Annotated in this window: 13 protein-coding genes and 1 pseudogene; 12 read left to right on the top strand and 2 right to left on the bottom strand. The window is 47.1% G+C overall.

Going from position 1 to position 14,338, the window contains the following annotated elements; genetic code table 11:
- Window positions 1-237 precede the first annotated feature (237 nt).
- Window positions 238-1,398, top strand: a complete 1,161-nt coding sequence (locus A372_RS0109210; RefSeq protein ID WP_019420549.1) for an FtsW/RodA/SpoVE family cell cycle protein — start codon at window positions 238-240, stop codon at window positions 1,396-1,398.
- 81 nt (window positions 1,399-1,479) lie between these two features.
- On the opposite strand, the gene A372_RS0109205 is transcribed toward A372_RS0109210, so the two are convergent.
- Window positions 1,480-1,992 (bottom strand): DoxX family membrane protein, encoded by a 513-nt coding sequence (locus tag A372_RS0109205; RefSeq protein WP_019420548.1) that lies wholly within the window; start codon window positions 1,990-1,992, stop codon window positions 1,480-1,482.
- Window positions 1,993-2,764: 772 nt separating this feature from the next.
- On the opposite strand from A372_RS0109205, the gene A372_RS0109200 reads away from it, so the two are divergent.
- From A372_RS0109200 to A372_RS35400, 5 genes are all read left to right on the top strand, one after another.
- Entirely contained in the window at window positions 2,765-3,970 is a 1,206-nt protein-coding gene (locus A372_RS0109200; RefSeq protein ID WP_019420547.1) for a GTP-binding protein, read from the top strand.
- A gap of 578 nt (window positions 3,971-4,548) precedes the next feature.
- Window positions 4,549-5,064, top strand: coding sequence for a GNAT family N-acetyltransferase (locus tag A372_RS0109195; RefSeq protein WP_019420546.1), 516 nt, complete (start codon window positions 4,549-4,551; stop codon window positions 5,062-5,064).
- Between the two features lie 26 nt (window positions 5,065-5,090).
- Entirely contained in the window at window positions 5,091-5,558 is a 468-nt protein-coding gene (locus A372_RS0109190) for a DinB family protein (RefSeq protein ID WP_019420545.1), read from the top strand.
- Window positions 5,559-5,876: 318 nt separating this feature from the next.
- Window positions 5,877-7,097 (top strand): MFS transporter, encoded by a 1,221-nt coding sequence (locus A372_RS0109185; protein ID WP_019420544.1) that lies wholly within the window; start codon window positions 5,877-5,879, stop codon window positions 7,095-7,097.
- Between the two features lie 190 nt (window positions 7,098-7,287).
- On the top strand, window positions 7,288-8,127 hold the full coding sequence (locus tag A372_RS35400; protein WP_019420543.1) for a GNAT family N-acetyltransferase: 840 nt from the start codon (window positions 7,288-7,290) through the stop codon (window positions 8,125-8,127).
- 175 nt (window positions 8,128-8,302) lie between these two features.
- On the opposite strand, the gene A372_RS36305 is transcribed toward A372_RS35400, so the two are convergent.
- Complete coding sequence (locus A372_RS36305) at window positions 8,303-8,530, bottom strand: hypothetical protein (RefSeq protein WP_083858820.1); 228 nt, start codon at window positions 8,528-8,530, stop codon at window positions 8,303-8,305.
- 168 nt (window positions 8,531-8,698) lie between these two features.
- On the opposite strand from A372_RS36305, the gene A372_RS0109175 reads away from it, so the two are divergent.
- The 6 genes and pseudogenes from A372_RS0109175 (at window position 8,699) to A372_RS0109155 (ending at window position 14,305) form a co-directional block, all read left to right on the top strand.
- A complete protein-coding gene (locus A372_RS0109175) occupies window positions 8,699-9,568 on the top strand; it encodes an alpha/beta fold hydrolase (protein ID WP_019420542.1) in 870 nt (289 codons plus the stop codon).
- A 130-nt stretch (window positions 9,569-9,698) separates the two neighbouring features.
- Window positions 9,699-9,812: pseudogene (locus A372_RS39275) on the top strand (YqeB family protein); the annotation flags it as partial.
- 142 nt (window positions 9,813-9,954) lie between these two features.
- Entirely contained in the window at window positions 9,955-11,844 is a 1,890-nt protein-coding gene (locus tag A372_RS0109165; protein WP_019420541.1) for a hypothetical protein, read from the top strand.
- Between the two features lie 373 nt (window positions 11,845-12,217).
- Complete coding sequence (locus tag A372_RS0109160) at window positions 12,218-12,712, top strand: FtsX-like permease family protein (RefSeq protein ID WP_026010969.1); 495 nt, start codon at window positions 12,218-12,220, stop codon at window positions 12,710-12,712.
- Window positions 12,622-12,933, top strand: a complete 312-nt coding sequence (locus A372_RS39270; protein ID WP_083858818.1) for an ATP-binding cassette domain-containing protein — start codon at window positions 12,622-12,624, stop codon at window positions 12,931-12,933. The genes A372_RS0109160 and A372_RS39270 overlap by 91 nt, the downstream gene beginning before the upstream one ends.
- A gap of 340 nt (window positions 12,934-13,273) precedes the next feature.
- Window positions 13,274-14,305: an alpha/beta fold hydrolase gene (locus tag A372_RS0109155; RefSeq protein ID WP_026010968.1), complete on the top strand. Its 1,032-nt coding sequence runs from the start codon at window positions 13,274-13,276 to the stop codon at window positions 14,303-14,305.
- Window positions 14,306-14,338: the final 33 nt, after the last annotated feature.

Below are 14,338 nucleotides of genomic sequence, written 5' to 3'. Positions count from 1 at the left end.
TTATGTGCGCGGGAGGTGACTGTTCGAATGGACGGAAGCGGAAGTAGGATGTTTGACCAATTACGGCTTAGGTCTGCGATGCAGAAGCATTCCCTGATCATTTCCATTGATGGTTGCCAACGGGCATATGTACTTTGGTTATGAATCTCACTGGTTTTGCCACGGAACGCTTTTGATATCATTCGCATACATCCGAGAGCCGCTGCCAAGCAATTATGAAATAAAAGAGGTTATGGTATGCTGCGAAAATTAAAACGTGTGGATCCGTTGATGCTGTGGATTTTGCTGTGCTTTATGGCGGTTAGCACTATCGTTATTTACAGCGCAACGACAAATACGAGTTATGAAGGCTTGCACAAGAACAACATGATGCTCTATGCCGCATTTTTTATTCCGCTCCTCGTTACGGCTTGGTTCGATTATCGGGTTGTCGTGCGTTATTTATCCGTCATCCTCTATGTCACTGGCATTGCATTGTTGGCGCTTGTCATGTTCAAAGGGGTTGACATCAATGGTTCTGTACGCTGGATTGCCATCGGAGGACAGCAATTTCAGCCTTCCGAATTAATGAAGCTGTTCACCATATTGATGCTGGCCCGGTTTTTGGGGCGGCGTGAAGGGGAGGAGCTGCGGCTGGTTCGGGATATCGTCCCGCTCGGCCTCATTATCGCGATTCCGGTCTTTTTTGTTTTGAAGCAGCCTGATTTAGGAACGTCGATCGTGTTCGCGGCGATTTTTGTCGCTATGATATGGATGGCAAATGTGCGCATGTCACATATGATAATCGGTTTGTCTGCGACAGCCGCTGTTATCGTTTCCATTGTGGTTCTGTATTACACGAACAGCGATTTGCTGGCCCAATTCATTAAGCCTCATCAGATGGCGCGCATTGAAACATTTCTTGATCCGACCAGCGACTCGGATCAGGCGTGGCATGTGATGAATTCGATCCGTGCGATCGGCTCGGGCAGGCTGTCGGGAGACGGGTTCACTCAAGGCTTTTTTATTCATAGCGGGTACATTCCTTACAGTTATTCGGATTCGATATTCGTCGTCATTGGTGAGGAGTTCGGTTTTCTTGGATCCGCCATGCTCATTCTGTTATATTTTCTGCTTATCTACCGTATGGTTTTGATTGTGAAAGACAGCAATAATCTGGAGGGCGCCTATCTCGTTGTCGGCATTATTGCGATGTTCACGCTGCAAATCTTCGAAAATATCGCCATGCATATCGGGTTGATGCCGCTCACAGGGCTGTCCCTGCCATTTATAAGCTACGGCGGGAGCTCGCTTCTGACCAATATGATCTCGATCGGGCTTGCGCTAAGCGTCAAAATTCATCAGGAAGAACCCGATCTGCTAGAACCGCTCACAACGAAATCAGTCATGTTCCATTAATTGTGATGATGCTAATGCGGTCAGTCAAATCCGAATGTTGCGTGAACCAAGCCCTTGCCATTCAGGCAAGGGCTTGCGGTATTAAGCTTGAGCTTGCGCCTGTGGCTGCGCATGTGCCTGCGGGGGGATTCGCCTGGCCCTGCCGAGGAAAAAGTAACCGTCTAAGCCGATTCTGCCCGCGTTCCATCCGGCTACTGCAATGAAGCTGCAGATTAGGATAAACAAGGGATTCCAACTGATCGAACCTGAGAACAGAAAGGAAAAATTCATCATCATGCCCATAATAGAGGCCAGCCAAGTCATCAGCCCGAGAATGAGGCCAAGACCGACTAGAAGCTCGCCAAAGGCCACCAAGTAGCTGAAGAAGCCGGAGGTTGGCAGAGCGACGTTCTTGAGGAACCACGCCCACCAACCGGGAACGATTGGACGATCGCCAACCGATTTGGCGATCGCCGCTTCAAGAAAGCCGCTTGCATCGAATCCATTCGTAAGTTTCCCCCATCCTGCCGTCACCCATTTATACCCAACGTATAGACGGAGAACACACAGCAGCACGGCGGCGCTGAAATGGGATCGCAGCCAGTGCACAAACATAAGTAAACCACTCCTTTTGCTTTGAATTTAGGCAGCACGCTGTCTTATGATACCGGTTCTGGTATATTGTACAAAAGTTGAAGCGGTTTAACAAATAGTTATCGGTTACATTTTGAGGGGGAAATTTCTACAATTTTATCATTAATACATTGACTGATGAGTTATCAGGTATGAAAAAAGCAATTTCCAGTAACAAGGGGTAACTCTGCAAACGCTTAATGTCAAGTTGATTCAGATGGAAAGAAAACTGTCAAAAGTGAAAAGACGGCTTTAAGCAATAATAAATACAGAGCATAAGGGAAGAAGCAGGATGGGTACGCGCTGGCGGAGCTCATCTTTTTGCTGTGTATGCACAGTCGTATTTTGTGAGAAGGGGAGCGAATGGCCTTTGCATCCGGTGTCTTTTGACCATTCTCCCATTCACTCAGTCTCGTTGTGAGCACCGTGACGCTAGACGAGCACGAGTCACTTCCAAGCGGTGATTTCCATTTGCAGCGAAGGGGGTTGGGTGACGGAAGAAGTATTTTTCCTCGTAAAATCCTTCTTCTGATGTAAAGGGAGAGTGAGGCAAGAGGCGGATAGCAACAACGATGCGGTTGTGAGATTGAAGCTTTCTAGGAATTGAAGTAGCATTGATTCGTTGTTTTTCTCTTTCACGAGGAAGATGATGGATGCTTGACAAAAGGGGAATAGTATAGTTATATTTAAATCGTAATTATTACGAATAATAAAAAGGCGCTAATTATAGCCGCCGCATGAAGGAGGATAATCCATGCACGATCAGCGTATACCGGTAACCGTACTGAGCGGATATTTGGGTTCCGGGAAGACGACGATTTTAAATCATGTGTTAAACAATCGGGACGGACTTCGTGTAGCCGTTATCGTTAACGATTTAGGGGAAGTAAATATCGACGCGAATCTCATCAAAGACGGTGGCGGCTTATCCCGCACCGAAGAGAAGCTGGTGGAAATGTCGAACGGATGCATCTGCTGCACGCTGCGCGAGGATTTGTTGAAAGAGGTGGAGAAGCTCGTCAAAGAGGGCCGGTTCGATTACATTCTCATCGAGTCGACGGGGATAGGGGAACCGGTACCTGTGGCGCAGACCTTCTCGTATGTGGACGAAGAGCAAGGTATCGATTTATCGCAGTTATGCCGTCTGGATTGCATGGTGACGGTGGTGGATGCGTATCGTTTCTGGCACGATTTCTCGTCGGGCGACAGCTTGCTCGATCGGAATGAGGCGGCTGGTGAAGACGATACGCGGAGCGTCGTTGATTTGTTAATTGACCAGATAGAATTCTGCGATGTGCTCATCTTGAACAAATGCGACATGGTGAAGGAAGAGGATCTGCTGCAATTGGAAGGCGTGCTCCGCAAGCTGCAGCCGTACGCCAAGCTCATCCGCACATCTCATGGACGGATCGCTCCGCAGGATATTTTGAATACAGGGCGGTTCGACTTCGACGCAGCCAGTCAATCGGCGGGATGGATGCAAGAATTGCAGTTGGGGCATCACACACCGGAGACAGAGGAGTATGGTATCGCTTCGACTGTGTACCGCCGCAAGAAGCCATTCCATCCCGAACGTCTTACGTCATGGCTGGAGGATTTCCCGGACGACATCGTCCGCGCGAAAGGGTTGATGTGGTTGGCTTCGCGCAATGAAATGGCCACCAACTTCAGTCAAGCCGGTCCCTCCATTCAGATTGGTCCTGCCGGTTATTGGGTCGCTACATTGCCCGAACGGGAAAGGCAGGCCGTCTTAGAGGATCATCCGGAGATTGCGGCAGACTGGGACAACCGGTTCGGGGATCGCTGCACCGAGGTCGTGTTGATTGGCGTCGATATGGATAAGGAGCGTATGGTTCGTTCGTTGGATGCGTGCCTCTTGACCGATGAAGAGATGTCGGCGGACTGGTCGGCCTTTCATGATCCGCTTCCTAATCTCATTGTGGAAGAGATAGGCCAATAGTATAAAGATATAGCGGTAAAAGCAGGATGAGCCCGTGCTGGTGGAGCTCATCTTTTTATTTTGGTAATACAGCCGTTTGGGGAGAGTAGGAAGCCTGTACCATTATTCCCCCCATGTCTTTTGGTCATTCCCATTCACTCAGGCTCACAGCGGCGCTGTGCCGTTTGATGTGCAGCGTCACTTCCGAACGGACGATTTTCATTTGCAGCTACAGGAGTAGCGGGTGAAAGGCAGTGCCTATTTTCTCTAAGATCGGAACTTGAAGTGGGGGAAAACAAGCGACAACCTATGCAGCTTCTGCAGACGAGACGTCGGATTGAGTAGCTTGGAGACGAGAGAAATCCTTTTTTCTGATGGGAGGGGAGAGTGAGGCAAGAGGCGAATCAGAACAACAATATGGCCGTCCACCTTGCATATTTTGATATGGGGGATGGAACAAACGTTCTTGTAAGAGGCAGTTAAATTATGGTATAATTCAATCGGCTGGACGCAGTGAGCGATTCAGCGCAGGTGGTAATGTAATACTATAAGAGGATAAGGAATTCATATTTATGAATGAAGGAGCAGGTTGAATACATATGACGATACACAGAGCTGTCCCGGCCGAATTGGATGATGTGATGACGCTTGTTCGGGAATGTACGGAGCAGATGCATTCGCAAGGAATTAATCAGTGGGATGAGAATTATCCGAACGTTCATATTTTGATGGAGGACATCCGCTCGGGATGGCTGCACACCTACCGGGATGGCGAGGAGATTGTTGGGATGATGACCTTAGATGAAAATCAGGAGGAGGAGTTCGAAGCAATATCGTGGTGTGATCAGGGTGGAAGAGCGCTCATTGCCCATCGATTGGCTGTTAAGCCGAGCCATCAAGGGCAAGGGATTGCGAAGAAGCTGCTTGCTTTTGCAGATAACTATGCGCAGGAACAAGGTTACAGCAGCCTGCGCTTTGACAGCTACAGCAAGAACACAAAAGCCGTGGAGTTATATAAGCGGTTGGGATATGAAGTTCGAGGGGAGATTGTATACCCGTCCCTTGAATTTCCCTTCTATGTGTTCGAGAAGCATTGGACGGCTGTCAGCAATTAAGTTGGCGAAGGAGTAGCAATTAGACGATGATAAAATTATTTCAATACAATTGGATGGTACGTGAGGAATGGTTTGAGTGGTGCATGCAGCTTCCACATGAAAAATACATTCGCGAACGTGTAGGTGGAGTCAGAAGCTTCCATCGAACCCTGTTTCACATTATCGATGTCGAATCGAGTTGGATTCGAGCATTAGATGGCAAGCCAGACGAAATGCCATCATTGGAACAATATGATACGGTAGAACGACTTCATTCTCTATCCAAACATTACCGCTCTGACGTAGAATCATTCGCTGCCACGTGGACATCAGAGATGGAACTGAAGTCTTTCAGTGTACCTTGGGAGCCGGATGAGACGCATACTTATGGAGAAGTGATCCGACATGTCATTGCCCATGAGATTCATCATATCGGTCAGATCTCCGTCTGGGCACAAGAAATAGGGAGGAAGCCGGTGTCCGCCAATTTCATTGGCAGAGGACTGATCACATAACGACAGAGGATTGAACTGATAGCTCACATCGAAAGAAGCCAATCATTTCTATATAAAATCATTCATTAATTGAATTTTAATTGAATTATTATGTACGAACGAGACGATGCCTCCAAAAGGGCGCCGTCTCTTTGTATTTATAGGATATACGTTAAGGGAATGCATTTGACATATGGGATCTGCATACTGTAGAATGAACAAAAATACCAGTTAGTCAAAAAAAGAACTCTATGGTACGGAAATTGATAGAGGAGTGAGCAATGACAGTGAGTCGTCGCAGTAATTGAGATTGGTTTCGATTTTGGGGGAGGAACATGAATGTCCAGAAAAGAAAAATCTAGTGGTTCATTATTCATATTGATGTTGAATATGTTCATTGTCATGGTCGGAATGGGACTCATCATACCGATTATGCCGAAATTCATTACAGAGTTCGGGGCATCCGGACAAGCGATGGGATATCTCGTCTCGGCGTTTGGTCTAACGCAGTTTGTTTTTTCACCGTTTGCAGGAGAATGGTCGGATAAGTATGGGCGTAAAAAGATGATCGTCTTCGGAATTGCCATGTTTACGATTTCCCAGTTCATTTTCGCGGCAGCCACCGATATGTGGATGCTGTACGCATCCCGTTTCCTCGGAGGAATGGGTGCGGCATTCATGACGCCAGCCATGATGGCTTATGTCGCGGATATTACGACAGAAGATAATCGGGGTAAAGGACTTGGGTGGCTAATGGCTTCCATGAGTCTCGGGGTGGTCGTCGGACCGGGAATCGGAGGATTTCTTGCTGAGAGCGGAATTCGCATTCCATTCTACGCCGCAGCGATGATCGCGGCTATCTCAACTGTAATTTCGCTATTATTCTTACCGGAGACGGTGTCGATAGAAGCACGTATGAAATCGAAGCTCTCACAGACAAAGCGTGAAAACATTTTGAAGCAGTTCGCAAGATCATTCAAGGCACCTTATTTCATGCTGTTGGTGCTCATATTTACGATGACATTCGGTCTGATGGGCTTCGAATCAGTATTTGGACTGTATGTCGACAAGAAATATGGCTTCACACCTAAAGATATTTCGCTCATGATTACGGTTGGCGCCCTCTTGGGCGTAGTCATTCAAGCGGTTCTGATCGACAAGCTGTTGCGCCGATTCGGCGAGAAGAAATTGTTGAATGTCATGTTTGTCGTAGCTGGCGTGAGTATGATAATTATGGTGTTCGTCCAGGGCTACTTCCTCATATTTGCCGTATCGGGTCTGTTCTTCATTGCGACTTCTATTATCCGTCCGGCGATCAACACGTTATTGTCTAAGATGGCAGGAAATGAGCAGGGCTTCGTTGCTGGTATGAATAATGCCTATATGAGCTTAGGCAACATTATCGGTCCAGCAATTGCGGGTACATTGTTCGATGTAAACATTAACATTCCATATGTGGTAGGCGCAGTCATATTAGTTATGAGCTCCTTACTCTTAGCTGCATGGAGCCGAAGCAGCAGCGCGAGCAAAGCGGCCAAGTCTGAAGCGGTTCATGCATAATATTGGGTCAGCAGGAGTGCATCATGAGATGCACTCTTTTTTTTGTTGAAAAAGTTTCCATAGTCGGATACACTTGAACCAACTTTATGGAGTGCTCGACAACGAAATAGCAGGGCTTCAAATCGATATTGCAGCGTATTGTGTATGACATGAACATGTTCACTACAATAAACCCAAGGAGATTATTCGTATGAAAATCATGAATTTCTCGCATGCGGCTCCGTTCCTTGATGCCGCCCTGCCATTGTTAATGCAAGATGAAGCGGTGAACAATGTCATGATCGGGTTAGCAATGCAATTGCGCCAACAGCACAGCGATGTGTACTTCGCTCTGCTGTCAGACCATAAACCTGCATTGGCCGCACTCATGACTCCCTCAGGACCATTGCATCTGTACGGTAAAGATTGCACTGCCGGACATCTTAATCTGCTCGTGCACAACATCCGCCAGCAACTCAGGAGCGTATCCCAAGTTGTCGGACCTGCGGGGCTCACGAATCTGTTTGCAAGCGTGTGGTCCAATGCGACTGGCTTTAAAGCGGTGAATAGCAAGTTGTTGAGCGTATATTGTCTAGAGCGCGATATGCTGTTGCCCGATAAGAGAAGAGGTATGCTGCGCTCGGTAGAAACGAAAGATGAGCATCTTTTGACGCAATGGATGTATGAGATGTCCGTCGAGACTGGCATTCCCATTAGGGAAGAAGATGCTAGCTGGAGGACGAAGCAGAGCATTGCGGACGGAGATTTGTATTTGTGGGAAGTGGAAGGAAGGCCTGTATCTATGGCAGGGAAAGTAAGGTCGACCCCAAACGGTATTGCCATCCATTCCGTATATACGCCGCTGCCTCTGCGAAATATGGGGCACGCTGCCGCTTGTGTTGCAGCGTTGAGTGAACTTCTGCTTCACTCTGGTTATGACTTTTGCTGTATTTTTGCCGATGATACTCTTGCGGGGGCCGGACGATTGTACACGAACATGGGATATGAACAATTGGAACATGTAATTGAACACCACTTTATATTGGGTTGAGCGGAGGGCAGCATCGGGGGGGATAACAAGAAAAGAGCCTAAAGGCAGGCTCTTTGCGTTATGTCATTCATATGTGGAATGTGATTATGAAAGGAAACGGTGTAGCACGGGCACGAGTCACAATGGAAGGCCTACGCGATAGAAGTGGCTATACTTTGAACGGAGTGTGCCGTATTTATGCGCGCCGTTTCTTTTTTTTGTTTACTCGGCTAATGGTCGCTACCCCTTCTTCAATAGTATTGAACGTGAAAAAGTGCCGCGGTATCGGAACGCAATGATGACGGTTCACAATTTCAATGGGGTGAATGACGGGAAGGATTTGCGGATGAAAAAAATCGCGGATGATCGGAGCCGTCGGACAAATGATAGGTTCAGCTGGCGGGCAATGCGGTCTACAGGACATACGGTACAACTCCTTTCGTTTAGTTGGTTACATTATATTGGACTGACACCGATGAGGTATGTTCACTTGTACCGATGGCATTCGGTTTTGATGAAAATGTCCCTACTGGCATAAATATACGCAAGAAAGGGCATCTTTACCAAAGAGCAGAAGAGAGAGGTGACATGGATGCCGAAGAAAATGATTAACGGCGTGAACCTGCACTATCATGTTTACGGTAAAGGTGTTCCGATATTGTTTATTCATCCGCCATTGTTGACATCAGAGAACTTCAATTATCAAGTCGCTCAGCTATCGGCGCATTTCAAGGTAATCACGTTCGACATTCGCGGCCATGGATTAAGCGATGTCTCGAAAGAACCGATAACGTACCCGCTCATTGTACGGGACATGCTGCAGTTGATGAATAAGCTCGGAATTGACAAAGCTTATTTATGTGGCTACTCCACAGGGGGAACGATTGCTCTGCACGCGTTGTTATCATACCCTGACAGGTTCCAAGGCGGTATATTAGTCAGCACGATGTCTGAGACGAGCGATTATTGGCTGCGATGGAGAATCGCACTGGCAATCGCATTGACGAATGTGAAAGCCAAAAATCTGCTTGCATGGGCCATCACGCGGGGCAATGCCGACAGCCGGGAAACGTATAACAATTTAAAGCGGACGGCAAAGCTCGGGAGAACCGACAATTGGCGTCAGTATTACCGCTGCAGCTTAACTTATAACTGCACAAGTCAATTGAAAAAAATCAAGGCTCCGATCATGCTCATTTACGGGAAAAAGGATCTGGGGTTCTTCCGTTACGCGGGAAAGCTGCAAAGGAATTTACCGCACTATCAGCTCTACTGGATTAAGGGTGCCAAGCATCAGATTCCAACCAAAAACGCGTTGGAAATGAATGAGCTGATCCAGCAATGGATTCGGAGGCAGGAGAACGAAGTAAAGCGGGAAGAGAAGCAGCCTGAAGTCGAGCCTTATCTGGCAGCTAAGATACTTGAAGAATCGTCTGAGTCCATGCAACACCCGCTGGCATAAGGGGACGAAATATTTTTGCGGAAAGCGGTCATGAAAGTCCGGCAAGCGGTTGCCGGATTTTTTGTCATGCCGCTCATAGTAATGAAAGGATCGTGAACGGTATGCCGCTTGCTATCTTTATTTTTTTGGACGGGTTTCGCCACTTGTCGGACTCGTGATTGGTTGGTTTATTCCAGCGATTGCAAAGTGGGCGGTAACCTTGCCGTGGGTGCCTTTTAAAGGGCCACTTGTACTGATCGCCTCATTAAAAAGGCTCTTGTAACTAATGAACAAAGCCGGAGCCACTTGAAGCCTGTCCTCATATAATATTGAAACCTATCTTTATTCTGCGCCCTTTTGCTAGAAGATAGGTTTAGATTAAGCATTTTGAAAAGGAGGACAAGCCGATGAGTGCATTACCCGGCAATTATGTCATCGCCATCGAGCGAGCGATAAGAAGAGTCAGCTTTGTCGATATGGATACGCTTACAGTAGCCCAGCAAATCAGTATCGATGGCGATGTGGTGGATGTAGCTGTTACGGGCGATTTTAATAAAGCGGTCATCTGTTCTTTTAATGCGCAGAAGTTGTTTGAAATGAATTTGCGAACGAATCCTCCATCTGTCGTCCATACTTTCAACTCGCCTATCCCTTTAGAAGCTGTGGCGCTCACTGCCGATAACCGCTTTGCCGTCAGCGTGGTAGGGGGTTCCCCTTCGCAGATGGTGTCCTATAGTCTGGAGGACGCGTCAGGCAGCTGGATTCCTGCAGATGCGCAGGCGGTGGCCAGCTCTCCCGATTTGAGTGGACGCCTCTTGACGGCCCGATACAACGCAGGCCGTGTGCGGCTCTATTACATCGACAACGCAGGCATGATCACGGATAGCGGGAGCGAAGTGATGGCAGGCGACACGCCGCTCAACCTTGCCTATACGCCCGATGGCCGATTTTGCTTTGTAGCCAACTACTACGCGGATGAAATCGTCGTGCTGTATACCGGCAACTTGAATTATTTCGGAGAAACGAGCCGAACGCCGGTCATTGGGCACCCGCAGACGATCGTCGTATCCAAAAACGGACAGCGGGTTTACGTTCTGACCACGCGAGAGGTTGCCAGCTTCGAGTTCGATCCGGTAGCCCAAAGATTGAGCCTAACAGGGAGATTCAATCATAATCTGGATATTGTCAGTTATTTCGGCGTGGACAGAATGACGTTGGATGCGACGGAGACGAAGCTAATTATCTCTGGACAAAACCAGCTTGCCGCCTTCAATCTTACCGGGACTCTGCTCGGAATCGTCCCAGGCGTGCAGTCTGACGGAGGAGTGGCTGCCGGGCAATCAAGCTATCGTCTGCCTATCGACACCATATTGGTGCCTTCCCGCTCTGGTATTCTCCAATTTCTAGACGAAACTCTTAGACCTATCATCGGTGAGGTTTTTTTGAAGAATGCAGACAATGTTGTCATTACAAAAGATTGTACCAGAGCAATAGTCCCATCGTATGACAACGGCAGCAGGCTGATGGATATTGATCTCACGACGAGGCCGCCTTCGCTGAAGCATTCGGTTCAAACCCCGGTGTCCGTGCTCAGTCTCGGCATTACGCCGGATAGCCGGTATGCGGTCGGTGTACCTTCGCACGAGAACGGTCAAATGGTTTCCTACTCGTTATCCGATCAAACTGTCAAGTCTATTCCGACAGACGCGCAAGCCGTTGCCGTATCGCCGAACGGAAGCGGCCTTATCCTCGCTGCCTGTTATGTTAAAGGTCTCGTCAGATGCTACCGTATCAACGCGCAAGGCAGTGTGACGGATACCGGGATCGCTGTGGAGGCGGGCAACGATCCGATTAACCTCGCCTTTTCACCTGACGGCAATTTTGCTTTTGTCGCGAACTGGGAAGCGCAGGAAATTGTCGTGCTGGATACGAGCAGCCCTTATTATATCAGCGAAGCGAGCAGAACGGGATTGATCGGTAAGCCGCAAACGATATTGGTGTCTCGTGACGGCAGCAAAGTGTACGTGCTGACCTCGCCGCTGGAAGTACAAATCTTCAATTTCGACCCGGTATCCAAAAGATTGACGCTTTCGAGCAGCTTCAATCACAACCTGAGACCTTTATTCGAATTCGGCGTCGATATGATGGCGCTGAACTCGGACGAGACCAGATTGTACATCTATACTTTCGTAACCTTGACAGCCAGAACGATGTTAGCGTTTACTACAACCGGTGAAAGATTATATGGTCCATCTGGAGTCCTTACGCAGGGAGTCGCCATCTGTAAACCCATGTAATGGCTTGCTTCTGAACTGTTAAAGATTCTCCTGCTAAAAGAAAATAAAGTGTTTTCTTAGTGCTTAGTCCCGGTTTATTGGTTTATATGAAGAACTACATGCTACACGCGTATGTGCTTTAATTTGAAATTGGTAATGTGGAGGACGTAGCCTAAGCGAAGCGCGGGAGCGTTCTCTTTTTTGAACTAACGAGAAGTATAGTTCAATGAATAAGCAAAAGTATTTAATCATGCTCATACCATAACGATTCTGCCCTAGCTTCTCAAGGGTTGTGCCAGTTCTCATCGGTTCCGAAATAGCCAAGCAATATGTGATCGGTGATAAACTATCCACCTTAATGCGCCGACTGCTCTACAATATAGAATGACCATGAATGTTTCTTGCTGCTTTGATACGCAGGAAAAAAGAATTTGGGATCCGTTTTGCCGCCGGATCAACGATGAAACAGCTTATCATCCTCGTGTACGGGGAAATGCTTCTGCTCATTGCTACTGCGGCCCTAGCTGGCCTAATCGTCGTTACTCTCGCATCGAGTCTGATAGATATTAATCTGCGCATTGATGGGGTGACCGTACTCGTCATTCTCGGAATCATGACGGCATTAAGCGGTATTTGCTTGATTCCGTTAACGTTTCAAATGAAACGCTATATGCCAACGGATATGCTGAGAGGAGTGTATCCAGTGATTGAATTAAACAATGTTTGCAAATCTTACGGCCATGGGGAGAACGAAACGCAGGTACTCAAAAATGTGAATGTAATGATTCACAGAAGCGAATGTGTGGCTATTATGGGATCTTCCGGCGCTGGCAAGACTTCCTACATATATTGGGGCTTCTTGATCTTCCCAGTTCTGGAGAGTACGTGAATAAAGCGAAAAAGGCGCTCTATATGGTCGGTTTGGAATCCCATATATATAAACGTCCTGATCAATTATCAGGAGGACAGCAGCAGCGTGTGGCCATTGCAAGGGCGATCGTTGGGGAACCTTCGGTGCTATTGGCTGATGGGAGTCCCTACTGTGAATCGTCCACGCGTCTCAGCCGGCTTTTGCCTCGTTGCCAAGGAGAATACGGGTTAGCAAAATAGACGCCAAACGAGGAATATAAAGTTACTGGTAGGTGGGTGTACCGCTGGGATTGATTTTGACTCTCCTTCCCCGTCCCGGGTCTAGTAAAAATCCCGACGTTTGTACGTCCCCCCAAAATCTTTCCTCGAATACAATTATTTTATTAAGTACAGGTGGTGAACTGAAGTGAGTAAGAAAGTCTATATTCTTCTAACCGATACAGGAACATGGTTCTCAAAGATGATCGGATTATACACGAGAGCGCGGCTCAAACTGATCAAATGATCTTTTGCGTCATAGATTTCAATGCAGGACGATGTTATTCCATATTCATTCATACAAGACTAGGGAGATGAGACTATCAAAAAGGTAAGAAAAGCTCTGCTTTATTTGGGAGCAACTATTATTTCACTTGTTGGGTTAGCATTGATTTTTCCCACATGGACTCCCAAAATAGACGGCGTAAACAGCATAAGCGTACTCGAGCAAGTCGAAATTAATGGCACCGGTCATGAATTGATGATACGAGGTCAGGATAAGAACAATCCTATTGTAATCTTTATACACGGGGGTCCAGGTGTTTCGGAAATACCCTATGTAACCAAATACCAAGACCTATTGGAGAAGAATTTCACGATTGTCCATTACGACCAAAGAGCTAGTGGGAAATCTTATCAATTCGGGGAAGATTATTCCAACCTTTCGACCGATCTATTAGTGAAAGATTTATTGGCTTTGACGGATTACATATCCACTCGTTTCAACCAAAAGAAGGTCATACTAGTCGGCCATTCCTTTGGAACATATATTGGCATACAGGCTGCGCAACAAGCTCCTGAAAAATATGAGGCCTATATCGGCATTGGGCAGATGTCCAATACGTTAGAAAGCGAATTGGATGGTCTGAATTTCACGATTGATCAAGCAAAATTGAGCGGTAATACAACCGACGTCGAGTATTTGCAAGGGTTAACTGAAAAAGTGAAAAGCGGCGAAATGTTAACTCCACGCCAGTATGTTCGAAAATATGGCGGTGCTGCAAGACTGATCGATATGAATGCCGACATGGAAAATGGTTTATTGTTCGGACCGGAGTATAACTTATTAGATCGCATCCGTTATAACCGTGGCGTATCCTATGTACAAGAAACGCTAATAGGGCAGGCGATCAAAAAACCCCTGCCTTCGATCATCACAAAACTAGATTTACCGGTGTATTTTATAATGGGACATTACGACTACATGACTTCCACGAAAGCAGCCAAAACATACTTTGATCAGATTGATGCAAATAAAAAGGAATTTATAACGTACGACCAATCCGCTCATTATCCGCAATTTGAAGAAAAAGAAAAATTCTCAAAGTGGATGGTGGATTCGTTCGCAAAATGACGGATTGTCATATGAAGTGCGACAGTTACCATT

This window comes from Paenibacillus sp. OSY-SE (assembly GCF_000283315.1).
GTDB lineage: Bacteria > Bacillota > Bacilli > Paenibacillales > Paenibacillaceae > Paenibacillus_B > Paenibacillus_B profundus.
The sequence above is the reverse complement of the archived record's forward strand: the minus strand, read 5'-3'. Positions and strand labels throughout refer to the sequence as shown.

Bases quoted from the DNA above. Each gene is read 5' to 3' on its own strand.
- A372_RS0109210 (WP_019420549.1), top strand. From the start codon at position 238: ATGCTGCGAAAATTAAAACGTGTGGATCCGTTGATGCTGTGGATTTTG.
- A372_RS0109205 (WP_019420548.1), bottom strand. From the start codon at position 1,992: ATGTTTGTGCACTGGCTGCGATCCCATTTCAGCGCCGCCGTGCTGCTG.
- A372_RS0109200 (WP_019420547.1), top strand. From the start codon at position 2,765: ATGCACGATCAGCGTATACCGGTAACCGTACTGAGCGGATATTTGGGT.
- A372_RS0109195 (WP_019420546.1), top strand. From the start codon at position 4,549: ATGACGATACACAGAGCTGTCCCGGCCGAATTGGATGATGTGATGACG.
- A372_RS0109190 (WP_019420545.1), top strand. From the start codon at position 5,091: ATGATAAAATTATTTCAATACAATTGGATGGTACGTGAGGAATGGTTT.
- A372_RS0109185 (WP_019420544.1), top strand. From the start codon at position 5,877: ATGTCCAGAAAAGAAAAATCTAGTGGTTCATTATTCATATTGATGTTG.
- A372_RS35400 (WP_019420543.1), top strand. From the start codon at position 7,288: ATGAAAATCATGAATTTCTCGCATGCGGCTCCGTTCCTTGATGCCGCC.
- A372_RS36305 (WP_083858820.1), bottom strand. From the start codon at position 8,530: ATGTCCTGTAGACCGCATTGCCCGCCAGCTGAACCTATCATTTGTCCG.
- A372_RS0109175 (WP_019420542.1), top strand. From the start codon at position 8,699: ATGCCGAAGAAAATGATTAACGGCGTGAACCTGCACTATCATGTTTAC.
- A372_RS0109165 (WP_019420541.1), top strand. From the start codon at position 9,955: ATGAGTGCATTACCCGGCAATTATGTCATCGCCATCGAGCGAGCGATA.
- A372_RS0109160 (WP_026010969.1), top strand. From the start codon at position 12,218: ATGTTTCTTGCTGCTTTGATACGCAGGAAAAAAGAATTTGGGATCCGT.
- A372_RS39270 (WP_083858818.1), top strand. From the start codon at position 12,622: ATGTGTGGCTATTATGGGATCTTCCGGCGCTGGCAAGACTTCCTACAT.